A 24997-nucleotide genomic window follows, 5' to 3' on the forward strand; every position below is an offset into this window, starting at 1 on the left:
CTTTACGGCAGTTCGATCCTTTTTTTCTCTTTCGATTCCTTGTAAAGGACTAGCATATTGCCAATTACCTGGACGATTTCAAGACCTTCTCTCGCCTCCAGCTTGGCGGCGATTTCATTTTTATCTTCATCGCAATTTTGTAGAATATTCACTTTGATTAACTCTTTTGCTTCCAGCGCCTCTTCGATTTGCGCAATGACTGCATCCGTCAAACCGCTTTTCCCAATTTGAAAAACGGGTTGTAGATGGTGCGCCTCACTGCGCAGGAACCTTTTCTGTTTACCTGTTAACATCCATTACCCTCCAAGTGTTGTCGTTATTTTCTGTGTCATCTTTTCAGTGTCGGGTTGAATGCCTGTCCATGTCTCAAACGCGAGTGCTCCTTGATGGACGAACATACCGACGCCGTTCATTGTCAATGCGCCTTGTTCCTTAGCATGTTTCAAAAATTCGGTTTCAAGCGGGTTGTAGATAATATCCGCTACAACGGTCCCTTGTTTGACGCCGGATGGATCGAGAGGCATCCCTTCCAGTGCGAAACTCATGCCGACTGATGTCGTTTGGACGACAAGTCCAAAGTCCGTTAAAGAAGCCTCCGCTTCCTGGATGGACAAAACTGAAGAACCGGGAATGCCCGTCGCCAATTTCTCCGCTTTTTCCATCGTCCGATTGGTGAAAGTGATCGGCCCATACCCCATCGAATGAAGTGCATGCCCAATTCCTCGTGCTGCCCCGCCTGCACCTACGACTAGCACCGGGTTTCCTTTTGCACGGTCTCCATATACTTCTTCCAATGACCGGACAAATCCGGAGCCATCCGTGTTGGAACCTACCAAAGAACCATCCGGGAGTACATGGACTGTATTGACGGCCTGCATGTGCTCAGCGGATTGATCTAATCGATCTAAAAAAGGAATGATGGCCGTCTTATGTGGAACGGTGACATTCCATCCGCTGCAACCGAGCGTCCTAAGGCCTGTAACCGCTTGTTCCAATTGATCTACGGGGACATGGATCGGAATATAGGAAGCGTTCACTTCATTCTCCTCAAACCACGTTCCATGCATGGACGGAGACATCGACTGGGCAATCGGATCCCCGATTACCGAATACCACTTTTTCATATCATTTCCCCCTATTTTATCTCTGCCAAACTCAGTCATATCAAGGATGGGCGCAGTACCACATCGACCCCGCGAGGTGCATGGACGGCTACAACGACATCGGGGTGTTGCACTGTAATCCATCCCAGCCCGGAAATGACGATATCCGTCTTGGCTTTCCTGATGGAAAATTCATGACGGACAAGTGGAGGCAATGTCTCCAATGATGCGCCCGATGGAGGGGATAGCAATCCGCCAAGATGTTCTTTATAAAGCCGATCCGCATTTTCCAATTTAGTCCGATGAATGTCCAGATCATTCGATATGTGGATCGTGAATGATGAGCGATCTCCCGCGAGAAAATCAAATCGGCCAAGGCCTCCGACAAAAAGCGTCTGCTCTGGATTCAATTGATACACTTTCGGCTTCAATTCCTTTTTAGGGGTGATCGCTTTTAAATCTTTGGCATCCAAGTGATGCGCCATCTGGTGATCATTGATGATTCCAGGGGTATCGTAGATCGCCTTCCCGTCATCGAGCGGGATTTCAACAAGGTCCAATGTAGTTCCAGGGAAATGTGATGTTGTAATGATATCACCTATGCCTGTCGCACTTTTGATGATCCGGTTGATGAATGTCGACTTGCCGACGTTCGTGCAGCCGACAACATAGACGTCTTTTCCTTTTCGAAGTTTATCGATTGCGGCTAACGCCTCTTCCATCCCCGACCCTCTATGAGCAGACACAAGAAGGACATCAGCAGGTTTCAGTCCGAGTTTACCTGCTTCGGATTTCATCCAGTGGATGAGCCGGTTCGGTTTCACAGATTTCGGCAAAATATCCGCTTTGTTCCCAATCAATAATATATCTTTATTTCCGACAAATCGATGGAGGCCATTGATCCAACTACCATTGAAATCAAAGATGTCAACAATCTTGACCACGAGGCCTTCCTTTTGTCCGATTCCGTTTAAAATCTTCAGGAAGTCATCCCCGGAAAGCGATACCGGTTGGAGTTCATTGTAATTCCTTAAACGGAAGCATCTCTGGCATACCACATCTTCTTTATCCAACGATGCAGGCGGAGCATATCCTTCCTTTTTGGGATCGTCTGTCTGAATAGTGATTCCACAGCCGATGCATTTTAATTGTTCCAAATTCAGTCCTCCCATTTGATCATGCCACGCCTTTTCATGCCCGCCATGATCCTTCTTTCGATCATTCTATTGAATCTTGTAAAAAAGCCGTCGGATTTGGCGACTGGCACGACAAGAATCGTATGAAGCCCCGCCCTATTTCCACCTAAAATGTCCGTCAGAAGCTGATCTCCGATGACAACCACTTCGTCTTTCCGGACACCCATCATGGAGACCGCCTTGTGGAATGCTTTGGTCAGTGGCTTATGTGCATCAAAGATAAAAGAGATTGAAATTGGATCACAGAATGTTTTGACCCGATTTTCATTATTATTTGATACAATAGTCACTTTCAACCCGGCATCCTGCATTTCTTTCACCCATTGGGAAATTTCAGGTGTCGCGTCTGGACGATCCCAGGCGACAAGCGTATTATCCAAGTCTGTGATAATCGCCTTGATCCCTTTTTCTTTTAACTTGTCCGGGGAGATCAAGAAGACACTTTTTACAAATTCATCCGGCAAAAAATACTTGTACACAACATCCACTCCGATTAGCATCTAATTCTGAATCGATTATATCATACCTATCCGTCCGGTTTGAATTGTTCAAACCTTTGCCCCTCTCTAAGTAAGAAGCTCCCTAACCCTTTTGGATTCGACCATATTCATTGTGTTTTCCCGCAGTCTCAGTGATGAGACAAGACTTCAGCTGCATATGCTGTCATACAACGACAACAGGAGGTGAACCGATGAGCGGGCTTGTCATGGCGATGGTGCAGCTATGGCTCGAGATCCCTGCAATGATCGGATACATCAGAGGGCAAGCGTTTCAACGTCCCTTGTCCAAGGAAGAGGAGGCGGACTGTTTGAGACGTCTGGCTGAAGGTGATGAATCAGCCAAGGACGAACTGATCGAACGAAATATGCGGCTGGTTGCGCATATAGTGAAAAAATTCCACCCGAAACATGAAATGCTGGATGACTATATATCCATAGGTACCATCGGCTTGATGAAAGCGGTAAATAGTTTCACTCCAGACCGAAAGACCAAACTTGCCACATATGCGGCACGCTGTATTGAAAACGAAATTCTTATGTATTTGCGAACCCAGAAAAAAGTGCAAAAAGATGTTTCTTTATTCGATCCGATAGGGATGGATAAAGATGGGCAATCGCTCCAAATTGCAGACCTGCTTCAAACCGATGAAGAGGCACCGATTGACGCGGTGGAACAGAAAGAAAGAAGGGAAAGATTATACCGGCATCTCGGGAAACTGGATGGCCGGGAACTGGAAATTATCCAGCGCCGCTATGGCTTATTGGATGACCAGCCAATGACCCAAAAAGAAATTGCAGCCCAGCTGAATATTTCTAGAAGTTACGTCTCTCGAATCGAAAAACGGGCCATCGTCAAGCTCTACCAATTGTTCAAACATGAATATAACGACTAACCGGAGTTGACCTATGACCGATCTAACCTTTGGGGACTTGAAACTTGGGCCGTTGTTTTCAGCTGAAAAGTAAAAGGCGTTTCCTTGCGGGAGTGGTCCCGGCTTCGGAAACGCCTCATCGTATGTTCGGGTTTTCAGTCCGCACTTACCTCGCGTAAAATGACCGCTGCAAGGATTGTCGAAACAATGAATACACCTGCCATCAAAAATACCATAATCCAGATTCCCTCCTTGACTCGAATGTGAAGTTTACCATCTACGTCTATCTTATCATGAAAAGTTTATAATTTCGAGATGGCTTTCAAAACGATATCCGTTGAATGACGAGCTGCCATCGGCAAGAATTCATCGAAGCTGATGGACGAGTCTTTCCCGGCAATATCGGATAACGCCCGGATGACAACAAACGGGGTACCGAAACGATGGCAAACTTGCGCTACGGCAGCTGCCTCCATTTCACCGGCAATCATGGCTGGGAAATGACCTTTGACATTGTCTACATGTTTCGGATCGCTCATGAACGTGTCTCCCGAAGCGATCAATCCTGTGGCATGCGGGTGTTCTCCGACCTCTTCGACCGCTTCGCGTGCGATAGTAATCAATCGCTCATCAGATGTAAATGCCGCGGGAAGACCTGGCACTTGACCGTGCTCATAACCGAAAACCGTCACGTCCACATCATGGTGCCGCACTTCATCCGAAATGACGACTGTTCCGACCTCTAAACTGTCATCGAAACCGCCAGCCGATCCTGTGTTGAGGACGACATCCGGCTTGTAATTATTCAGCAATAAAGTCGTGGCAACTGCAGCATTTACTTTACCGATGCCGCTTTTCACCAATATCACGGAACGGCCATCGATTGCCCCCTCAATAAATTCGCAATCTGCAAGGACCGTTGTCTTTGCATTGTCTATTTCCTTGCGCAGTAGTTCCACTTCTTGTTCCATCGCTCCGATAACCGCGATTTTCATGCAATCTCCGCCATTCTTAGTACATTTTAATAGTCAAAATCCAACGTGTTCAACACGTCCATTTTAACTGGCTTCCATCCTGCTCCATCCACCCATTCCAGGTGAACTTGATATTTCTTCGACTTGTCTTTCGTGGACACGATCCCGATTGACTTTTGCGGGCTTCCGCCGTTCTTGATCTTCCAATAGATCAGCGACTCCTCTGGAATACCTGTCGAATAGGCAATTGCTTGTTTTTTCTCTTGCCAATCCACTGATTCGCCATCGTATAAAGAAACATGGTTCCCTGTCTGGGACGTTCCAATCGGTTTCCACGAACTATTAATGATCGTCTCCGATATGATTGGATCATCCGGTTTGGAATACGTCACCTTCCCGCCATGGTCTTCCACTGCTTCGTCCTGTTTTGCGAGTTCCACAGCCGGCTCCTCCTGCTTTGGTGTCATGCCATCTTTGTTTTGATCTGGAGATTGTCCCTCGGGCTCTTCCGCAAATTCCGGACTTGATGACTCATTTGTCGGCATTTCGGAGTCTCCCTCATTTGACGGGTCTTCCAGTTCCGTTTCCTCCTGGTCATCCAATTCTTCTTGGTCGCTGGTCGTCACGCTTTCCTCACCTGGTTCTGCTTGCTGCTCATCTTTATTGCCGGTGAAAATGAAGCTTGCCGTTATGATGATGAGCACGACTACTAGCCCGATCAACATATTCAATATGGTATTCGATTTGCTACGCCGCTTTCGGCTCATCCTTGAAAAATCAGGTTCTCGCCCTTTCATTCACATTCAACTCCATTTCATATCTACAGCGGTATCCCTATGTATTGGACGTTGTATGAATCAGAGAGTTCCATATATAATGGGAGTTTTCTTTTGAATAAAGATAAAAACCGCCCTCAACAGAAGGCGGCCTTATTCCGTTTTACTTGATTTCCAAAATGACAACTGCCATTTCTCCGCCCGGTGTCATAATTTTCACTTCGTCCCCTTTTTTCCGTCCGATCAAGCCTTTGGCAATCGGTGAATCATTGGAAATGAGGCCTTCTATCGGATTCGCTTCCGCGGAACCGACAATGGTATACGTTTCTTCGTCGCCGTCTGGCAATTCTTTAAATGTAACCGTTTTACCAAGTTGCACTTCGTCGGTATTCAACTCGTCTTCCGTGATGATGACTGCATTTCGGATCATCGATTCAAGGGATGAAATTTTACCTTCTACAAATGCTTGATCTTCTTTTGCGGAATCGTATTCTGAGTTCTCCGAAAGGTCACCGTAACTGCGGGCAATCTTAATGCGTTCCACAACTTCTTTCCGTTTTACTGTTTTGAGATAATTTAGTTCTTCTTCCAGCTTTTCCTTGCCGGAAGCGGTCATTGGAAACTTCTTTTCAGTAATCATTAGACAACACTCCTCATAATCCTGTTCAATAAAAATACTATGCCACTCCTTAGACAGGTATGTGACATAGCGTTCATCTGTATATAATGATGACAACATCATATTATAAATTCGTTCCAGTTTCAAGAATTGTTTTTATCTTGGTGACCATCAAGTCAATGGCCACTTCATTTTGTCCGCCTTCCGGTATTATGATATCCGCATACCGTTTGGTCGGTTCAATAAATTGATTATGCATTGGGCGGACGACTGACAAATATTGATCTATGACTGAATCAATCGTTCTTCCCCGCTCGTTCATATCGCGAAGGATGCGGCGAATAATACGTAAATCTGCATCCGTGTCAACAAATAATTTGATGTCCATCAAGTTGCGCAGGCGCTTATCCTCCAAGACGAGGATTCCTTCCAGGATAATAACATCTTTCGGATCGATAGGCACCGTTTTCGTCGAGCGCGTATGGAGTGCATAATCATAGACAGGTTTTTCAATCGGCTCATGTCGCAACAGCTTTTCCATATGTTCAATGAGCAAATCGGTATCAAACGCCAAAGGATGATCATAATTTACGTCCAGACGCTTGTCAAACTCAAGAGGGGTTTGGTCTTTGTAATAAAAATCTTGCTCGATGACAACGACAGAATGTTTCTTGAACACATCGTAAATGGCATTGGTGACACTAGTCTTACCAGAACCCGATCCGCCTGCTATCCCAATCACGAGGGGTTTTCTAACATTCATCTCAGAACGCTCCTTGTCCATCGCCAGGAGGCTTCGTTTTTCACATCATTGATTCAACTTTTTACCGCTATTAAAATACCATCACCAACCGGCAACAAGGAGGTTTCAAAGTCCGGATGATTATAAATCCATCGCGTGAACTCTTTTAACTTCCGGATCATCGTCCGATTTCGTCTCGGCACCTCTTCCTCATCCAGTAGAACCATACCATGCATGAACATGTTATCACAATAAATGACTCCGCCCGGCTTCACCGTTGGCTCGTACTTTTCAAAAAAACGCTTATATTGCCCTTTTGCTGCGTCAATGAATAAAGCGTCGTACTGGCGTCCAAAAATCTCTTCGGCCTCACTCTCAAGTGCATCCGCTTCTAGGATCAGAATTCGGTCCTTCATTTCGCTCTGGCCGATATATTCGACCGCTTTCAGGTATCGCTCACGATCCCGTTCAATCGTAACGATAGTCGTATTTTTCAAAGCAGTCGCCATGCGAAGGGCCGAGTAGCCGATCGCGCTACCGATTTCCAAAATGCTCTGCGGCTTCTGAATATGAAGGAGTCCGAGAAACGTCTCGATGCCTAATCGATCCATGATTGGAATCCGATGCTCTTCTGCATATTGTTCCATACGGCTGAAAAGCTCTTCTTCATCTTTTTGCAAACTCACTATATAACTCAAATAATCTTCCAACATGTCCACTCCAGTCGTCGGCCGTTTGATAGCGATCAATCTCCGGAAAGGTAGAGTTCCCGATTTTTCAAATGTTCCTCATATGATTTGGTAAAATGATTCGTCCCCGTTTTATCCGCTAGGAAATAAAAATAATCTGTTTCGGACGGATCGATTACCGCTTCAATGGATGCTTTTCCCGCACCCGCTATCGGACCAGGTGGCAATCCTTTATGTTTGTACGTGTTGTAGGGATCATCGATTTCCAAGTCGGCATAGAGGACGCGGTCTTTATGCTCTCCGAGTGAATAAAGAACGGTTGGGTCTGTCTGCAATGGCATATCAATTTCCATCCGGTTATAGAAGACGCTCGCGATTGTTTCACGGTCCGATTTAGCGGTAGCTTCCTTTTCCAATAAGGAGGCGAAAGTCAGCAACCAATGAACCGATTTCCCTTCTGTTTCCAAATAGTCATGATAAGGCGCTACATTGGCAGCGGTCGCTTGGACCATCGTATCGACGATTGAGTCCAGCGTAGGTTTTTCTTCATAAAACGGATAAGTCGCAGGGAAAAGATATCCTTCCAACGGAAATTTGATCTGCTTCCCTTGGATTTCCTCTGTCAGTAGTTGTGGATACTTAGCCATCAATCGATTGATGGTTGCCTCACTATTTATGTACGTCAAAAATTCATCCGCGGGTATACCTGCTTTTTTCTCCACGATGCCTGCAATTTGCTTGACAGTCAATCCTTCAGGTATTGTCATCGTGAAAACTGGAGTTCGATACACTTTGCCGGTTTTTAAGCTTTGGATCAATTCATCCGGCGTCATCGCTTTCGTCAACCCGTATGTACCTGCTTGGAATTGGGACTCATTGTTGAATTTTGCATAGTATTTAAAGAGCTTGGCATTTTTGATAATCCCTTTTTTCTGTAGTTCGGAAGCGATCGTATCAACTCCAGATCCGATCGGAATGACTACTTCAATCACCTCTTCCGATTCGGGATCGACAGGCTGTAGGGCTCCTTTGATATAACGGTAACCGAAAAAGCCGCCAATGAAACCGACGAACAGAAGGATCGACGCAATGATAAAAACAATTTTCCGCACGACTCTCACTTCTTTTTTCTTCTCTAACATCCGTTCCAACATCACTTCTTTTTTCGACCCATTTTCCATACAGTACTCACCTCTTTTATTTGGAAAAATGTATAGGTAGATGTTTAAGCCTACAACTTTATCAACTCATCATTCAGTTGATAAGATCTAAACGACAAAGAAAAGACGGGACAGTGTTCACCGTCCCGTCCGAACGCATATGGGTTACTCTTCTTCCTCTTCTTCTTCGATGAACGTGTTCAGCATTTCTTCGATCATTTCCCATTCCTCATCGCTCTCGATCGGGTATAACTCGCCGTCTTCGCCCTCTTCGGTCGGAATGAAGGAAGATGCGTGGATTTCAATTTCCCCGTCTTCCGACTCCTCTTTCCCTAAAATGTGGTAAAGGACGTACGATTTGCCGTATTCTTCTGATTCAAAAGTTAAAATCACTTCACCCACATGTTCATTTCCTTGTTCATCTACAATGGTAATCGTTTCTTGTCCGTGTTCCATTTCGGTCACCTCTTTAATTTTTTGAGTCCAAATATCCTTGAAGGATCAGGACCGCTGCCATCTTATCAATGACTGTCTTCCTCTTTTTGCGGCTGACATCCGCTTCGATCAGCATGCGCTCTGCCGCCATGGTCGACAGCCGTTCATCCCATAGCTTCACCGGAAGCCCGAATTTTTCTTCAAGAAGGCGAGCGTAATTTTCTGTTGCCTCACCTCGGGGACCGATTGTATTATTCATGTTTTTAGGGTAGCCAACAACGAATTCGTTTACGTCATATTCGGAAACGAGTTGTTCAATTCTTTCCATGCCGAATTGGCCGGCATGTTCATCGATCTTCATTGTTTCAATTCCTTGGGCTGTCCATCCCAAAGCATCGCTGATCGCTATGCCGACCGTTTTGGTCCCGACATCCAATCCCATTATCCTCAATCCGGTGCCCCTCCGTTTTCACGGATATAAAACTTTACGAGCTCCTCCAGAATTTCATCCCGCTCTAATTTCCGGATTTTATTCCGGGCTTCCTCATGCCGGGGTATATAGGCCGGATCGCCCGACAGCAGATAGCCGACTATCTGGTTGATCGGATTGTACCCTTTGTCGTCCAGTGCCTTATACACATGGAGCATCACTTCTTTGACCTCATCCTTCATCGACTCTTCTGGAAAGTTGAATTTCATCGTTTTGTCGTATGAATCCATGTTCGATACCCACCCCACTTTCAGGACATCTATTTTAGTATACCCATCATCCGAATCCTGTTAAACGGATTTGACATAATCATACACGGATTGGAGAGCATCATCAAGCTTGGAAACATCTTTCGCTCCCGCCATCGCCATATCCGGTCGGCCTCCGCCTTTTCCGTCGCATTGCGCCGCTACATGATTGACGATTTTACCTGCATGATAGTTCCCTGTCTTTAAATCATCCGTCACTCCTGCGATCAGCATTACTTTTCCGTCTGCTGCCGCCCCGAGCACGATCACGCCAGAAGCCACTTTCTGCTTCATCTCATCCATCATTTGACGTAGTCCATTATTGTCCTTAACATCGACACGGCTCGCAATGACAGAAATTTCACCGATTTGTTGGGCCTTTGCCAACACATCATCCATTTGACTGTTGCCAAGTTTAGCGGACAGCGATTCGTTTTCACGCTGCAATTCTTTCATATCGGATAAAACCGTTCCGATTTTTGTTAAAAGGTCTTTCGGATTGGACTTTAACAAAGTAGCCGCTTCGTTCAACTTTGTTTCTTCTTCTTTAAATGAACGATAGGCTTGTTGACCTGTAACCGCCTCGATCCGGCGAGTTCCTGCTCCGATTCCCCCTTCGGATTCAAGCTTGAACAAACCGATGAATCCTGTGGAAGGTACGTGACAGCCACCGCAAAGTTCAAGTGAATAATCACCGACTGTCACGACGCGTACGACAGCACCATACTTCTCACCGAATAACGCCATTGCACCCATTTTTTTCGCTTCATCAATCGGTTTTTGGGAAATGTCGACAGAAATGTCTTCCCAAATCTTTTCATTGACGAGCTGTTCAATTTTCTCAAGCTCTTCTTTCGTCACTTGTCCAAAATGCGAGAAGTCGAATCGGAGTCGATCTGGACCGACGTAGGAACCGGCCTGATTGACATGCTCGCCAAGTACTTCTTTCAATGCTTTATGGAGCAGATGCGTCGCCGTATGGTTCCGGATGATCAATTTTCTTGACTGCTCATCCACTTCCGCCCGGACTTCGGAGCCTACTACCATTTCACCCGAACGAATGACCGCGGTATGAAGGTTTTGGCCGTTCGGGGCCTTTTGGACATCTTTCACGTCCGCCACGAATGATTCACCAGTCACAGTCCCTTTATCCGCTACTTGGCCGCCACTTTCTGCATAGAACGGTGTTTGATCCAAGATGAACTGGACTTCCGCCCCTTCGGCTGCCTGGTCAACCGTATTTCCATCCTGCAATAGGACAAGGACTTTCGCTTCACAAACGAGCTGATCATAGCCGATGAATTCACTCGGTTCATGGATTTCACCGAGCACACCGGACTGGACGTGCATCGAATCAACGTCTTGACGAGCAGCACGTGCGCGGTTCCGCTGATTCTCCATCTCCGTCTCAAAACCTTCCCGGTCGACAGTGACACCCGCTTCTTCCGCGAATTCTTCCGTCAACTCGAACGGGAAGCCATAAGTATCGTAGAGCCTGAACGCATCTGCGCCTGGAACGACGGATGTTCCGTTCGATTTCGATTTTTCGATGACGCCCGAGAGGATGTTCATCCCTTCAGTCAATGTTTCATGGAAACGATCTTCCTCATTTTTAATGACTTTCATAATGAATTCTTGCTTCTCTTTCACTTCCGGATAGAAATCGTCCATGATTCCGCCGACAACCGGTACGAGGTTATACATGAACGGTTTTTCGATACCCAGTTGTTTGGCGAAACGGACCGCCCGGCGCAATAAACGGCGGAGAACGTATCCTCGCCCTTCATTGGACGGCAACGCCCCGTCACCGATTGCAAAGGCAACGGTACGAATATGATCGGCAATCACTTTAAACGCCGTGTCCTTATCCGTATCTTGTCCATATGTCTGACCGGACGTTTCTTCAATCGCATGCATAATCGGCATGAAGAGGTCTGTGTCAAAGTTCGTTGGCACATCCTGAATGACCGACACAATCCGCTCGAGACCCATCCCTGTATCGATATTCTTCTTTGGCAGGGGTGTGTACGTATGATCTGGATTATGGTTGAACTCCGAGAAGACGAGGTTCCAGATCTCCAAATAACGTTCATTCTCCCCGCCTGGGTATAACTCCGGATCGGAGAAGTCATCTCCATAGGAAGGACCCCGGTCATAGAATATTTCAGAGTTCGGACCGCTTGGGCCTTCCCCGATGTCCCAGAAGTTCCCTTCCAGCCGGATGATGCGTTCTTCCGGAATGCCGATTTTGTCTCGCCAAATGACATAAGCTTCTTCATCTTCCGGATGGACGGTGACGGACAGTAATTCCGGATCGAAACCGACCCATTCTTCATTCGTCAAGAAATCCCATGCGCGAATAATCGCTTCTTCTTTGAAGTAATCGCCGATGGAAAAGTTACCGAGCATTTCAAAGAACGTGTGGTGACGGGCTGTTTTCCCGACGTTCTCGATATCATTCGTCCGAATGGATTTTTGAGCATTGGCGATACGCGGGTTTTCCGGAATGACGCGTCCATCAAAATATTTTTTTAAAGTCGCGACACCGCTATTGATCCACAGCAAGGACGGATCATCGATTGGGACGAGCGGTGCGGATGGCTCTACACTATGCCCGTGCTGTTTAAAGTATTCTAAAAACAGGTTGCGTATTTCTGCAGATGTGAATTTTTTCATGATGTTACCCTCCAATTGGTTCTTAGTTTTGATGGCAAACAAAAAAATCCCCCCCCCTTAAACAAGGGGCGAGGATTTTTATCTCGCGGTACCACCCTACTTATCGGCAGCATGTGTGCCAATATCTCTGGAAGCCTTAACGCGGCGAAACGGCAGGGATGAGCTGCACTCGGGAGTAGCTTTCCGTCACATTGTCAAGGAAGTCCTTCCAGCCAAGGGACTTCTTTCTGCACAAGCCAAGTATGCGTACTTTCTCCGTCATCGAATTTCTTATGAATATCTGGATTATAGATAAGTTTGGCAACGATGTCAATCCACAATCATCCTATATCCTCTTCGAGAAAAGCATACGGTGTGACCCCTTGCATGCCGATCATCGGATCGATGGAAATAAAATTTTCAGTGGTGAGTTTGTATTCCTTTGGTTCCAACATTTCCTGCTCTTGAGAGGTTTCTTCCTCATTCATTTCCGGAGTCGACTGGTCGGCTGGCCGTTCTTCATCGACAGCCACATCTGCGTTCAACCTTTCCTTCAAGGTCGTTTGCCGCTGCATTTCATCTGTCCGGAAAATCCCCATCTTGAATTCTTCCGGCTCCCCGCAAAGGATCAGGAAATTCTTCGCACGAGTAATGCCTGTGTATAACAGATTGCGTCGAAGCATTTTGCGATGGCTGCGGACGATGGGCATGATGACGATTGGAAACTCACTGCCTTGCGATTTATGGATGGAGCAGCAATAGGCGAGGGTGATTTGATGGAGGTCGCTCCGCTCATATGTCACTTCGATGCCATCATAAGAGACGACAAGCAGTTCTTTTTTATCAACCGTTTCCTTGGCTTTGATAATGGCGATCACTTCGCCCATATCGCCATTGAACACATTACTCTCCGGTTGGTTGACCAGTTGAAGAACTTTGTCTCCGATCCGATAGACCGCTTCGCCGAAAACAACCTCTTTCCTATCTGGAGCAGGAGGATTGACCATTTGCTGGATCATTTTATTCAACCCGTCGATGCCGGCTGGACCTTTGTACATCGGAGCGAGAACTTGGATATCCTTGATGGCATGGCCTTTCGTAAGAGCATTAGTGATGACTTGCTCCACGACTTCCAATATCCGTTCACCATCAGCTTTGATGAAGGAACGATCGGATGTTTTGGCAGCAACATCCCCGGACCATTCGGAACGTTTAATCATATGTGCCATTTCGATGATGGTCGAACCGGCACTTTGCCGATAAATTTCCGTCAATTCCACGACAGGGACCTTGCCCGATCCCAACAAATCCCGGAGAACTTGACCCGGACCGACTGGCGGAAGCTGATCCTGATCCCCAACAAATAGCAACTGGACATCATCCGGCAACGCCTTCAGCAGCTGGTGGGCCAACCATGTATCGACCATGGACATTTCATCGATGATGATCAGGCGGCCTTCCACCTCCCGCTCCACTTCCTCCTCTTTCTCATGCCCGGTAAAACCGAGCAGCCGGTGGATGGTCATGGCAGGAAGGCCTGTCGATTCGGACATCCGCTTCGCTGCCCGTCCGGTCGGTGCCGCTAGCACGATGGGAAAGGTCTCTTTCTTTTTCGCATATTCCTTCGGGTCCAAGGAAAGTCCATGAAGTTCCGCATAGACCTCGACAAGCCCCCGGATGACCGTCGTCTTCCCTGTCCCCGGACCGCCCGTCAGGATCATTGCAGGGGAATGAAGGGCCGTTTCAATAGCCGACACTTGCGTTTCTGCATAATTGACACCAAGACGTTCCTCGACTTCACCGACGGCTTTCCTGATTTCTGACGCGGGGAACTGGTCGGCCACCTCGTTCTCTAGAATACGGGTGATCTTCGACGCGATGCCCAGCTCCGAGAAATAAAGCGATGGAAGATACAGTTTCCTTTCTTCCGCTGCCAACTTCCCCTCTTCAACGAGTTCTATGATCGCTTGCGAAATCGTCTTGAACGGTATCTCGACAGGCTGGCTCATTTCCAAAGCACGCTTCGCGTCAGGCAATACATCTTTCGCTTCCAAATAGACATGCCCTGCCGATTGTACAGACTGGTTCATCGAATGGAGGATTGCCGCTTTGATCCGTGCCGGGTGGGCTCCTGTGATGCCAAGATTCTTTCCTAATTCATCCGCCCGTTGAAAACCGACACCTTCCACTTCCTCAATTAAGCGGTATGGATTTTCATTCAACAGTTCGATGGTTTCTTCCCGGTACGTCTGATAGATCCGCATGCTGATCTGAGGGCCGAACCCCCATTCATTCAACTGGATGAGCGTCCGTTCCAGTCCCATGTTTTGTTGCAACACCGTCACGAGCGTCTCTTTCCGTTCTTCGGATAGACGGGGAATCGTATCGAGCACGGCGGGATCGTTCATGATTTTCTTGATGGCATCTTTGCCTAATTTCTTCACGATCGTATCCGCTGTCTTTAATCCAATTCCCGGAAAGAGGTCGCCTGATAAGTAATGGATCAATCCGGTCTCGGTTGATGGCATTTCCTTCTCGAACGTTCGGACGTCAAATTGCAAACCGTAGGACGGGTGCGTGACGAGACTGCCCGTGAAGCGGTAGTCGTCTTCTCCGTTCAGTTGAGGAAAATTCCCCTTGACGATGATCTCTTTCTCCGTATAGCCGCAATTGGTTTCCCGGACTTTCAATTTCATAATGGTGAAAAGATTATCAGGATTATGGAAGATGGTAACGACCGGCCGTCCCGTCAAGAAGATTTCCTCTGTTTCACCGCTCATCTCCATCCTCACTCCTTTCACTCTTTCCAACTACGCGTATTACTGGTTTTGCTGTATCATGTTGAAAATATTGCGTGCTTCCATATGATCCGGTTCGATTGTAAAGGATTGCTCCAAATGATGAAGCGCATCCTCTTTCCGATCCGTTGAAACCGCATAGACAATGCCGAGGTTGTAATGGGCATCCGCGTGGTCTGGATCAAGCTCCAAGACGAAACGGAATTCATCGGCAGCCTGCGGAAACAGTTCCATTTTCGCCAAGAGTATCCCATAGGATAAGCGGATTTCCAAATCTTGTGGAGCCAATTCCGCTGCCCTCTGCATATAAGGTAATGCCAATTTATCATTTGCGGATCGTTCCAAGCTTTTCCCGAGCATGAAGTACGCATCCGCATCCTCTACTCCTTGGCGAACCGCCTGTTCATACAATTTTGCCGCTTCATCGTAACGCTCCGCATTGTAATAAAGGTTGGCAAGTCCATAAAAGGCGGTTCCTGCTTCCTCATCCAATGTGATCGCTTTTTGGAAAAATGGCTCGGCTCTATCAATGTCACCTAAGGATGCAAAAACATTGCCTAAGTTAATATAGCCCACTGGGTCGTCCGGTCGTTCTTCCACCGCTTTCATGAATGACTCCACTGCTTTCTCCAGCTCACCATCCTGCAAGGCGGCTATTCCTATTTCATTGTATTTCATTACACATTCCCCTTAACCGACATAATCGAGTTGCTGTCCATTTTTGATGACCGTATGGATCGTACCGCCGCCGAGGCATTCTTCTCCATCGTAAAAGACGACCGCTTGTCCCGGTGTAATGGCACGGACCGGTTCAGCAAAGTGGACATGTGCCTCTCCGTCTCCCGTCATTTCTACCGTCACTTTCGTATCTGGCTGGCGATACCGGAATTTCGCTGTACATTCAAACGTCTCAGGCATATTACGGGCTGTGGCAAAACTGACTTGAATAGCAGTCAGGCTGTCCGAATACAGTGCATCATTATGGAAATTTTGACCGACGAGCAGAACATTCCTTTCGAGGTCCTTCCCTAACACAAACCAAGGATCCCCCGCACCACCGATACCGAGTCCATGGCGCTGCCCGATCGTATAGTACATCAAGCCGTCATGACGGCCGACGGTCTGCCCTTCCATCGTTTGCATTTCCCCAGGCTGTGCAGGAAGGTATTGACTAAGGAATTCTTTGAAGTTCCGTTCGCCGATGAAGCAAATGCCGGTGGAATCTTTTTTCGAAGCTGTTGTCAAACCTGCTTCCTCCGCTTTTTTACGGACATCGCTCTTATCTAAATGCCCGATCGGGAACATCACCTTTTGTAGCTGCTCTTGGGTCAACTGATTCAAAAAGTAGGTTTGGTCCTTGTTCGTGTCTTTTCCACGCAGCATGGCGACTCCGCCATCCACCTCAACAACTTGGGCATAATGGCCAGTCGCCAAATAATCAGCACCGAGGCTCATCGCATGGTCCAGGAACGCTTTGAATTTGATTTCCTTATTGCACATCACATCGGGATTCGGCGTGCGTCCCGCTTTATATTCATCAAGAAAATATGTGAATACTTTATCCCAATATTGTTTTTCAAAATTAACAGCATAATACGGGATGCCAATTTCATTACAGACGCTGATGACGTCTTCGTAATCTTCGGTTGCGGTGCAAACCCCGAATTCATCGGTGTCGTCCCAGTTTTTCATGAAAATACCGATGACGTCATAGCCTTGTTCCTTCAATAGTAACGCCGCGACTGATGAATCGACGCCTCCCGACATACCGACGACAACCCGGGTATCAGCCGGAGCTTTTGCAGTTCTCATACATTCTTCATCCTTTATTATTCATTTCACAAGTCGATTCACGATGTCCGCCGTTTTGACAGAGGCTTCTTTTACCGCTTCTTCATCAATGCCTAGCCCGAAGCTGAAACGGACGGAATTACGCAATTTAGGAGATCCTTCGCCGAACATAGCAGTCAATACGTGGGATGGATCCAAAGACCCTGCTGAACACGCCGAACCGCTTGAAACGGCAATGCCGGCCATATCCAGGTTAACAAGCAAAGACTCGATATCCGTTCCAGGAAAGCTAATATTGAATATATGTGGCAGCTTTTCCACATTGGCTGCATTTATCTCATACGAAACGCCCTTTTCATCTAGTACTTGCATCATGATGTTGGCAAAGTGCGTATATTTTGTCCGATTGTTCTCCATCAATTCCTGCGCGATGGAAACGGCCTCGGCAAATGCGGCAATGGAAGGCAAATTTTCCGTCCCGGCTCGCCTTTTCCTCTCTTGCCCTCCTCCATAAAGGAGCGGGGCCGTTTTCAGGCCTTTCCGCTGATAAAGAAAGCCGATCCCTTTCGGACCGTTCAATTTATGGGCGGATACGGATAACAGATCGACTCCCAGGTCATCTACATGTAATGGAACGATTCCATACGCTTGGACCGCATCCGTATGAAAAATCGCTTGATGATCTTTCAATATTTGCCCGATCTCACGGATTGGTTGAATGGTGCCTACTTCATTATTGCCGAACATGATCGTGACAAGAATCGTCTTATCCGTCAATGTTTCCTGCACTTGCTGAACATCGATTTGCCCTTTTTCATTCACCTCTAAATAACTGATGTCATACCCTTGTTCTTCCAACCGTTTACAGGATTCCAAAACAGCGGGGTGTTCAATATTTGAAGTGATGATATGATTTCCCATCTCTTTCATGGCGGCAGCCGTACCAAAAATCGCAATATTATCGGCTTCCGTCCCGCCTGAAGTGAAAATGATTTCGGTTGGCAGGGCATGGATGGATGCGGCTAACACTTTCCGCGCTTCATCCAGATGTTTTCGTGCTTCCCGACCATAGCTATGGATGCTGGAAGGATTGCCAAAAATGGTTTCCATTATCTCCACATACACCGCTCCGACTTTCGGATGGACCGGTGTTGTAGCCGCATGGTCTAAATAAATTGAGTTCATTGCCAATACTCCTTTAAAAGTACACATTTACCTATTGGATTAAATGTAGAACATATAGCCGTCGCTGATCGGCTCATTCTCGGATTCCATTAAATCCTGGATCGTCGTTTTATCCAGCACCTCACGGACCGCATCCCCGATCCGCTTCCATAATTGCTGTTGGGGGATATCCGTTTCATCCAAACCTTCAACGACTTGGATCGGTCCTTCTAAAATACGGATGACATCCCCCGCCGTGATTTCTTCAGGCGCCTTGGCAAGCATGTACCCGCCATAAGCCCCTCTGACACTTTTGACGATCCGGCTATTTCGCAATGGCGGAATCAGTTGCTCCAAATAAGCTTCGGATAAGTTTTGCTCTTCCGCAATTTTCCGGAGCGGTACAGGCCCCTGCCCATACTTTGCTCCCAATTCGACGACTACCGTCAGTCCATAACGTCCTTTAGTTGAAATTTTCATAATAAGTCCCCTGCCCTTTTATATGCGATTACTTCAAAATAGTATAGCATAATTAAACCGAAACCTGCTGAAAATGAAATCTGTTCCATATGCGTGTATAATGGAGGAACAGATGTACGAGGAGTGATCAGTTTGAAGAACGAACCATTAGCCTATCGGATGCGGCCTAAAACTATAGATGAAATGGCCGGACAGCAACAAATCATCGGCCCTGACACAGCGCTGTATCGGATGATCAAAAATGGTCATGTTCCTTCCATGCTTCTTTACGGGGAACCGGGCATAGGCAAGACATCCCTTGCTCATGCCATCGCCGGCACGAGCGACCTTCCCTTCATCGCACTGAACGCGACAACATCCGGTAAGAAAGATGTTGAAGATGTTGTAGCGGAAGCACGGATTACCGGTAAAGTCCTGCTTTTCCTAGATGAGATCCATCGCTTCAACAAATTGCAGCAAGATACGTTGCTGCCGCATGTCGAGAGCGGTGCCATCGTTTTGATCGGAGCGACTACTGAAAATCCATTCCACGACGTCAACCCGGCCATCCGGTCACGATGCGGGGAAATCAAGCAATTATCCCGGCTGGATCCTGACGACGTGATGCAATTATTAAAGCGTGCGTTGACTGACGAGGAACGAGGCCTCGGAATGATGCGGATCGCCATTAGCGAGGAACAGCTAAGAAAAATTGCAGAAGGTGTCAATGGCGACGCACGAAAAGCATTGACTGTCTTGGAGTCGATCGTGAATGCCAGCGATGAAGAAGACGGGAAAACAATTGTGGAAGATTGGTTGGTCAATAATTTAATCGGTCGGGTCGGATTGCTCGGAGATAAGAAAGGCTCTCATTTCTATAATTTATTATCCGCACTTCAAAAGTCGGTACGAGGTAGCGATGTCAATGCTGCTCTCTTCTATTTAGCTAATCTATTGGAAACCGGAGATCTCGTTGCTGTTTGCAGAAGGCTTTTGGTCATGGCATATGAAGATATCGGCCTGGCTTCCCCTGAAGTGGGCCCTCGAGTATTAGCGGCAACGGAAGCGGCCGTGCGTCTCGGAATGCCGGAAGCCCGAATCCCGCTCGCCAACGCGGTCATCGATATGTGTCTCGCTTCCAAATCAAACTCAGCCTACAAAGCAATTGATGCCGCCATCCAATCCATACATAAAGGACAAACCGGAGATATTCCTATGCATCTCCGGGATGCACATTACACCGGTGCGGCCGACCTAGGACACGTCGGTTACCAGTATCCACATGACACGCCGATAGGTTCTTTCGGCGGCTGGTCCGATCAACAATATTTACCGGATGCCATCAAAGACGTGGAATTCTATTTGCCAGTGAGCGCCGGAGAAGAAAAAAGATTGGCAGCGATCTATGATCGTTTAAGAAACTTCCGGAAGAAATGAAAACTTTTGAGCGTATTCCAAAAAGAGGCTATCCGTATGCTCGGATAGCCTCCTGTTCTCTTATAAGATATATTGATCGATCTTCAAGACAAGTTCCGCGATTTCCGGTTTACTTACCTGATCATTCGCCCCGACACTTTCACCCTTATGCTTCAGATCGTCCGTGATAAGCGAGGAAAAGATGATGACCGGCAACCCTTCCAGGTCTTTATTGCCGCGAATCCGCTTCGTGAAGTGATGGCCGTCCATTTGTGGCATCTCGATGTCCGTAATGACCATTTGAACTTCATCCGTCACTTTCTTTCCGCTGGCCACGATGCTTTCTAAATAATCCAGCGCATCTTTTCCGTTTTCAAAGAACTCGAGGTTCTCATAACCGGCTTCCCGGAGCGTATTATCAAGCAGTTTCCGGAGAAGTGGAGAGTCCTCTGCACAAATGAGCCGTTTATCGGAACGCTCCCGCTTCCCAAGTTTCTTCACTTGGTCTACACGGATTCCGGTTTCCGGGCTAATATCCAAAATGATTTTTTCAAAATCCAACAGCAATAGCATATCGCCGTCCCGTTTGATGACACCGATGACTTGTGAGGACTCAGCGGAATAGATGTCAGACGGCTTTTCAATCTGATCCCAAGAAATTCGATGAATTTGTGTCACATTGTGGACATGGAACACGACTTGTGTCTTATTGAAAGCAGCGACGATATACTTTTCATCGCTCTTTTGGGAAGACGGCGGCATCCCGAGCACCTTTTCCATATTGATGACAGGCAGTACGTCCCCACGCAATTGAATGATGCCTTCAACGGCAGGATTGGCATGCGGGATCGGCGTCACTTTCATGGGCATGATAATTTCTTTCACTTTGATCACGTTTATGCCATACCGGTTGTTCCCCATCTCGAATTCGATGATTTCCAGCTCGTTTGTACCGCTTTCCAATAAAATATTCGTCTGTTGCGACATCGCCTTCATTCCTCTCATTTCAATTCCGTTTGTATCGAAGTTACCATGCTCAATTTATGAGAATAGACCTATTTGGATTGATTGTATCACGTTTATCCCTTTACACAAGATGGGAATCTTAGTCGTTTTCGTCTAAATTCGGAACTTTATACTATTTTGCGGGGTTCCGGACTTTATCAGGGACTTGGATGGCTTCGACATCATTGAAGTAGCTATAGGTCGCATTGACTTTTTGTCTCGTGCGATGTGAATCACGTCCGACGTAGTTGGTTACATCGGTTAGCATTTTAAAATCTGTCACAAAGAAAGTGTTACGGTCAATGATAATTTCAAATTCAAGCCTTTCCACCAATAAAAATGCTTTGTCATCGACATTGCTGTTTTCCGGACCTAATAATTGTTGGCTGAATTGCTTGAACTGATCTTTTGTCATCGTCAGAGACAGGGCATATCCATAATCGACCGGTTCCAGCTCAAACTCATCTTGAAACTCATCAAACAAGGTCAGATCCATTGTAGGATTTACATATTGATAAATGGGTCCGAACAAATCAGATAAGGAACTTGACGGAAGTTCATCCCAATCTTGTTCATTGTCACCTTTTCCGAATAGACGTTCGTCCACACGGTAAAATTCCGCCTCCCATGGTTCTGTCTTCGTTTGGGAAATACGGGCTTTTTGATGCAGAACGGTTGGCTGTGAAGTATAAACCGATTGAATATCATATTTGGTTGTTTTTTTCTGTTCTGGGTCAATCGGAGCTGACAAATGTTCGATGACGAAATGAGCTTGGACATCCTCCAGTTTGTCGGATGCCTCCTTCGCTTTCTCAAAAACATCTTCCGCTGTCAAACTCTTATTAGCATTCACTTGGGTGCATGCTGTCAATAACAGAAGAATCGCACCAAGCACCGAGAATCTAAGCATACTTTTCAATTTGAAACTTCCTTTCTACGAACAATACTTTCATTTTACTTTATTTGAAAAGCGATGTCACGGAGGGCTTGTTTTTTCTGTTATAGACTCTTCCTTACCATTCCCCGGACAAAATAAAACCCTTCACCGCCTGTGACAGGCAGAGAAAGGGTTTTATTTCGAGGATCTTAGCCTCTCACTTGGCCGTCCCCGGTAATGACAAATTTGCTAGAAGTTAGAGCAGTCAGTCCCATCGGCCCGCGGGCATGTAGTTTTTGAGTGCTGATACCTATTTCCGCGCCATAGCCGAATTCAAATCCGTCGGTGAAGCGTGTGGACGCATTATGATAGACGGCCGACGCATCGACCCGGTTTAAAAAGACAGCCGCTGTCGCGTCATCATCCGTGATGATCGCTTCAGAATGCTTGGTGCCATAGCGATGGATATGGTCGATCGCTTCGAAAACATCCGCTACACATTTGATCCGGACGGATAAACCTAAGAATTCAGAAGCCCAATCTGTCTCCTCTACATTTTTCACATCGGACCATGCATTGCGAACCATATCATCGCCGTACACCTCCACTCCTTTTTCCTGCAGTGCGGAAACAAGAGCTGTTCCGTTTTGGACGAACCATGTTTTATGAATCAACACAGTCTCGATTGCATTACACACAGATGGCCGTTGTGTTTTGGCATTCAATACAATTGATTCCGCCATTTCCGGGCGGGCTGCCTCATCTATATAAATATGGCAGTTGCCGGCCCCTGTTTCAATGACAGGAACAGTCGATTCCCGGATGACCGTTTCAATCAGTTGCTTTCCGCCGCGTGGAATGAGGACATCCAAATAGTCATTCAACTGAAACAGTTCTTTAGCCGTTTCCCTGCTCGTATCTTCCAGCAGTTGGATGGCGTCCACCGGAATATCACTTTGTGCAAGAGCCGTATGGATAGATTTGACCAATGCCTCGTTGGAATGTTTGGCGGATGAACTGCCTCGCAGAATGACCGCATTCCCCGTTTTCAGAGCAAGTGTCGCCGCATCCACCGTTACATTCGGGCGAGCCTCATAAATCATGCCGATAACTCCTAGAGGGACCCGTTTCTTTTCGATGTTCAACCCGTTGTCTTTCGTCATCTTCTCCAGCGTTTCTCCGATTGGATCTTTCAGCTCAATTAGCAAGCGGATAGCATCCGACATATCTTGGATCCGTTGTTCATTTAATAAAATCCGGTCCAATACCGAATCGGTTAGACCCGCCGCCTTACCTGCCAATAAATCCTTCTTATTTTCCGCAAGCAATACATCCTGATCTTTCAATAGTTGCTCGGCAATCAATTCCAGTGCCTTATTTTTTTCCTCGGTAGATACATCGACCATGACGTAGCTCGCTTCCTTGGCCGCTTTCCCTTTCAATTGAACTTCACTTACAATGATTGCACTCATCATTTATCCCTCCATATAATATTTGCTTCAATGATCCCTTACATTTGGGGAACCCAACGATCCCTATGGATAACTTCTATCATCGGGGAGAGAACTTCTCCAAGTCGTTCTCGATTCCGCTTTTCAATCGTTTCCTTCAATTCGTCGGATGAATACGTGACGACCCCTTTTCCAAGTAAGCCGCCCACCCCATACACCTCAACGACATCGCCCTTTTTGAAGCTTCCTTTCACTTTGAAGACACCCGCTGGCAATAGGCTTTTTCCATTACAAAGGATGGCGTCCTCAGCCCCCTGGTCGACATACAGCTTTCCGGCAGACTCGGAGTGAAGTGCAATCCATTGCCTGCTCGTGTTGATTGTCGCATTGGCGGGATTTGAAATATACGTTCCGTCCCCTTTGCCTTCCAAAATATCAACCAATTTTGTCGATCCGCTGCCCGTTCCGATGAAAATTGGCACTCCCAAGGAATGGGCTGTTTTAGCAGCAAGCAACTTTGATTTCATGCCGCCCGTGCCCACCTTCGAGCCATTTTCATCGGCCCCCGCAAGCAGCTCATCTGTAATTTCATCCAACATGTCAAAACGCTGAGCGAGCGGATTCGTCCGAGGGTTCGCATTATAAATTCCGTTAATATCCGTTAAGATAATAAGCTGATCGGCATGAAGGAACCCACTGACAAGCGCGGATAGCATGTCATTGTCACCGAATGTCAACTCATCGACTGAAACGGTGTCATTTTCATTGATGATTGGAATAATCCCTCTCTCCAACAATTCCGTCATTGTGGCAAAGGCATTGCGATATCTTTCCCGATTGGAAAAGTCGCTCCTTGTCAATAAAATTTGAGCAGGCACCAGCCCATATGGACGAAATTTTTCGATATAAGTTTGGACAAGGAGGCTTTGCCCGACTGCGGCAGCCGCTTGTCTGCCTTTTAAGGTAACTGGTCTTGCCGGATAACCGAGTGCCGCAAATCCGGCCGCCACCGCGCCTGACGATACGACGATCACTTCATGTCCCGCCTGGCGTAACGCCGTCAAGGCTTGGATATGATCATCAAACTTGGCGTTATCGATCTCCCCCCTATCATTCGTTAACGAACTGCTTCCAATTTTTACGACAACCCGTTGTTTGCTCATCCCACTATCTCCTGCCATTTAATCTTTTTATTTTATCTATTTATGGAAAAATAAAAAAGCCCATTCATCCTGAAAACAAATCAGGACGAAAGAGCTTTGCCTTCCGCGGTACCACCATCATTGGATGTGTAGATTCCACACATCCCACTTTTCCCCGTTAACGCCGGGAATCACGCCTATGTTTTAGCATAAGACTCCGAAGGCAGGTTCTGCAGATTGGTGTGACGGAATCTTCCAGCTCATAAATTCCGCTCTCTGACACGCCAATTGTCCACATACTAACCCTTCGTCTTCGTTCCTATTTTACAGTCCAGCTGACTTGCTGCGACTCGATTTCTTCATTTTCATTCATCATACAACAGAAGTTGGAATTGTCAAGAGACTTCTTTGTGCAAGTCTACATCCTTCTTCTTA

General features: G+C 46.8%; 25 protein-coding genes. 2 read left to right on the forward strand and 23 right to left on the reverse strand.

Translation table 11 applies throughout. The features are described from left to right. Nucleotides 1–2 precede the first annotated feature (2 nt). From yhbY to AB1K83_RS06660, 4 genes are read right to left on the reverse strand one after another with little or no spacing between them, the layout of a single operon-like run. On the reverse strand, nt 3–293 hold the full coding sequence (gene yhbY / locus AB1K83_RS06645; protein ID WP_413057371.1) for a ribosome assembly RNA-binding protein YhbY: 291 nt from the start codon (nt 291–293) through the stop codon (nt 3–5). Nucleotides 294–296: 3 nt separating this feature from the next. Further along, the gene (gene aroE, locus AB1K83_RS06650) at nt 297–1124 is read right to left on the reverse strand and encodes a shikimate dehydrogenase (protein WP_413057372.1); all 828 of its coding nucleotides are present in this window, start codon (nt 1122–1124) and stop codon (nt 297–299) included. Between the two features lie 35 nt (nt 1125–1159). Beyond that, a complete protein-coding gene (yqeH, locus tag AB1K83_RS06655) occupies nt 1160–2275 on the reverse strand; it encodes a ribosome biogenesis GTPase YqeH (protein WP_413057373.1) in 1116 nt (371 codons plus the stop codon). Continuing rightward, nucleotides 2263–2799, reverse strand: a complete 537-nt coding sequence (locus tag AB1K83_RS06660) for a YqeG family HAD IIIA-type phosphatase (RefSeq protein ID WP_413057374.1) — start codon at nt 2797–2799, stop codon at nt 2263–2265. Before AB1K83_RS06660 ends, yqeH begins: the two co-directional genes overlap by 13 nt. Nucleotides 2800–2990: 191 nt before the next feature. Between AB1K83_RS06660 and sigK the strand changes: the two genes are divergently transcribed. After that, nucleotides 2991–3692: an RNA polymerase sporulation sigma factor SigK gene (gene sigK / locus AB1K83_RS06665; protein ID WP_413057375.1), complete on the forward strand. Its 702-nt coding sequence runs from the start codon at nt 2991–2993 to the stop codon at nt 3690–3692. A gap of 281 nt (nt 3693–3973) precedes the next feature. On the opposite strand, the gene mtnN is transcribed toward sigK, so the two are convergent. The 15 genes from mtnN to cymR all read right to left on the reverse strand — a co-directional run bounded on the left by mtnN (nt 3974) and on the right by cymR (nt 18692). Continuing rightward, nucleotides 3974–4666, reverse strand: coding sequence for a 5'-methylthioadenosine/S-adenosylhomocysteine nucleosidase (mtnN, locus tag AB1K83_RS06670; protein WP_413057376.1), 693 nt, complete (start codon nt 4664–4666; stop codon nt 3974–3976). 26 nt (nt 4667–4692) lie between these two features. Then, nucleotides 4693–5442: a DUF1510 family protein gene (locus AB1K83_RS06675; RefSeq protein WP_413057377.1), complete on the reverse strand. Its 750-nt coding sequence runs from the start codon at nt 5440–5442 to the stop codon at nt 4693–4695. Nucleotides 5443–5584: 142 nt separating this feature from the next. Further along, nucleotides 5585–6061: a transcription elongation factor GreA gene (gene greA, locus AB1K83_RS06680; RefSeq protein ID WP_413057378.1), complete on the reverse strand. Its 477-nt coding sequence runs from the start codon at nt 6059–6061 to the stop codon at nt 5585–5587. 103 nt (nt 6062–6164) lie between these two features. Further along, on the reverse strand, nt 6165–6803 hold the full coding sequence (gene udk, locus AB1K83_RS06685; protein ID WP_413057379.1) for a uridine kinase: 639 nt from the start codon (nt 6801–6803) through the stop codon (nt 6165–6167). Between the two features lie 53 nt (nt 6804–6856). Next, complete coding sequence (locus AB1K83_RS06690; RefSeq protein WP_413057380.1) at nt 6857–7531, reverse strand: O-methyltransferase; 675 nt, start codon at nt 7529–7531, stop codon at nt 6857–6859. Then, on the reverse strand, nt 7528–8652 hold the full coding sequence (gene mltG / locus AB1K83_RS06695; protein ID WP_413057381.1) for an endolytic transglycosylase MltG: 1125 nt from the start codon (nt 8650–8652) through the stop codon (nt 7528–7530). Before mltG ends, AB1K83_RS06690 begins: the two co-directional genes overlap by 4 nt. Before the next feature lie 144 nt (nt 8653–8796). Next, the gene (locus AB1K83_RS06700; RefSeq protein WP_413057382.1) at nt 8797–9087 is read right to left on the reverse strand and encodes a DUF1292 domain-containing protein; all 291 of its coding nucleotides are present in this window, start codon (nt 9085–9087) and stop codon (nt 8797–8799) included. Between the two features lie 13 nt (nt 9088–9100). Next, a complete protein-coding gene (gene ruvX / locus AB1K83_RS06705; protein WP_413057383.1) occupies nt 9101–9517 on the reverse strand; it encodes a Holliday junction resolvase RuvX in 417 nt (138 codons plus the stop codon). Continuing rightward, nucleotides 9514–9786 (reverse strand): IreB family regulatory phosphoprotein, encoded by a 273-nt coding sequence (locus tag AB1K83_RS06710; protein ID WP_413057384.1) that lies wholly within the window; start codon nt 9784–9786, stop codon nt 9514–9516. Before AB1K83_RS06710 ends, ruvX begins: the two co-directional genes overlap by 4 nt. 60 nt (nt 9787–9846) lie before the next feature. Further along, a complete protein-coding gene (gene alaS, locus AB1K83_RS06715; protein ID WP_413057385.1) occupies nt 9847–12480 on the reverse strand; it encodes an alanine--tRNA ligase in 2634 nt (877 codons plus the stop codon). Between the two features lie 320 nt (nt 12481–12800). Continuing rightward, nucleotides 12801–15239, reverse strand: a complete 2439-nt coding sequence (locus tag AB1K83_RS06720) for an ATP-dependent RecD-like DNA helicase (RefSeq protein WP_413057386.1) — start codon at nt 15237–15239, stop codon at nt 12801–12803. A gap of 39 nt (nt 15240–15278) precedes the next feature. Beyond that, nucleotides 15279–15935 carry a tetratricopeptide repeat protein gene (locus AB1K83_RS06725; protein WP_413057387.1) on the reverse strand — a complete coding sequence of 219 codons (657 nt, stop codon included), beginning with the start codon at nt 15933–15935 and terminating at the stop codon, nt 15279–15281. A gap of 12 nt (nt 15936–15947) precedes the next feature. After that, the gene (gene mnmA, locus AB1K83_RS06730; RefSeq protein ID WP_413057388.1) at nt 15948–17069 is read right to left on the reverse strand and encodes a tRNA 2-thiouridine(34) synthase MnmA; all 1122 of its coding nucleotides are present in this window, start codon (nt 17067–17069) and stop codon (nt 15948–15950) included. A 21-nt stretch (nt 17070–17090) separates the two neighbouring features. Continuing rightward, nucleotides 17091–18233 (reverse strand): cysteine desulfurase family protein, encoded by a 1143-nt coding sequence (locus AB1K83_RS06735; protein WP_413057389.1) that lies wholly within the window; start codon nt 18231–18233, stop codon nt 17091–17093. A 39-nt stretch (nt 18234–18272) separates the two neighbouring features. Further along, nucleotides 18273–18692 carry a cysteine metabolism transcriptional regulator CymR gene (gene cymR, locus AB1K83_RS06740; protein ID WP_413057390.1) on the reverse strand — a complete coding sequence of 140 codons (420 nt, stop codon included), beginning with the start codon at nt 18690–18692 and terminating at the stop codon, nt 18273–18275. Between the two features lie 132 nt (nt 18693–18824). Between cymR and AB1K83_RS06745 the strand changes: the two genes are divergently transcribed. Next, nucleotides 18825–20108 (forward strand): replication-associated recombination protein A, encoded by a 1284-nt coding sequence (locus AB1K83_RS06745; RefSeq protein ID WP_413057391.1) that lies wholly within the window; start codon nt 18825–18827, stop codon nt 20106–20108. A 60-nt stretch (nt 20109–20168) separates the two neighbouring features. Here the strand turns inward: AB1K83_RS06745 and AB1K83_RS06750 are convergent, their stop codons facing one another. The 4 genes from AB1K83_RS06750 to proB form a co-directional block, all read right to left on the reverse strand. Further along, on the reverse strand, nt 20169–21074 hold the full coding sequence (locus tag AB1K83_RS06750; RefSeq protein ID WP_413057529.1) for a chemotaxis protein: 906 nt from the start codon (nt 21072–21074) through the stop codon (nt 20169–20171). A 151-nt stretch (nt 21075–21225) separates the two neighbouring features. Further along, nucleotides 21226–22002 carry a DUF6612 family protein gene (locus AB1K83_RS06755; protein WP_413057530.1) on the reverse strand — a complete coding sequence of 259 codons (777 nt, stop codon included), beginning with the start codon at nt 22000–22002 and terminating at the stop codon, nt 21226–21228. Nucleotides 22003–22178: 176 nt separating this feature from the next. Next, nucleotides 22179–23444 carry a glutamate-5-semialdehyde dehydrogenase gene (locus AB1K83_RS06760; RefSeq protein WP_413057392.1) on the reverse strand — a complete coding sequence of 422 codons (1266 nt, stop codon included), beginning with the start codon at nt 23442–23444 and terminating at the stop codon, nt 22179–22181. A gap of 35 nt (nt 23445–23479) precedes the next feature. After that, on the reverse strand, nt 23480–24583 hold the full coding sequence (gene proB, locus AB1K83_RS06765; RefSeq protein WP_413057393.1) for a glutamate 5-kinase: 1104 nt from the start codon (nt 24581–24583) through the stop codon (nt 23480–23482). Nucleotides 24584–24997 lie beyond the last annotated feature (414 nt).

Source organism: Sporosarcina sp. 179-K 3D1 HS (assembly GCF_047228905.1).
In the GTDB taxonomy this organism is placed as follows: Bacteria; Bacillota; Bacilli; order Bacillales_A; family Planococcaceae; genus Sporosarcina.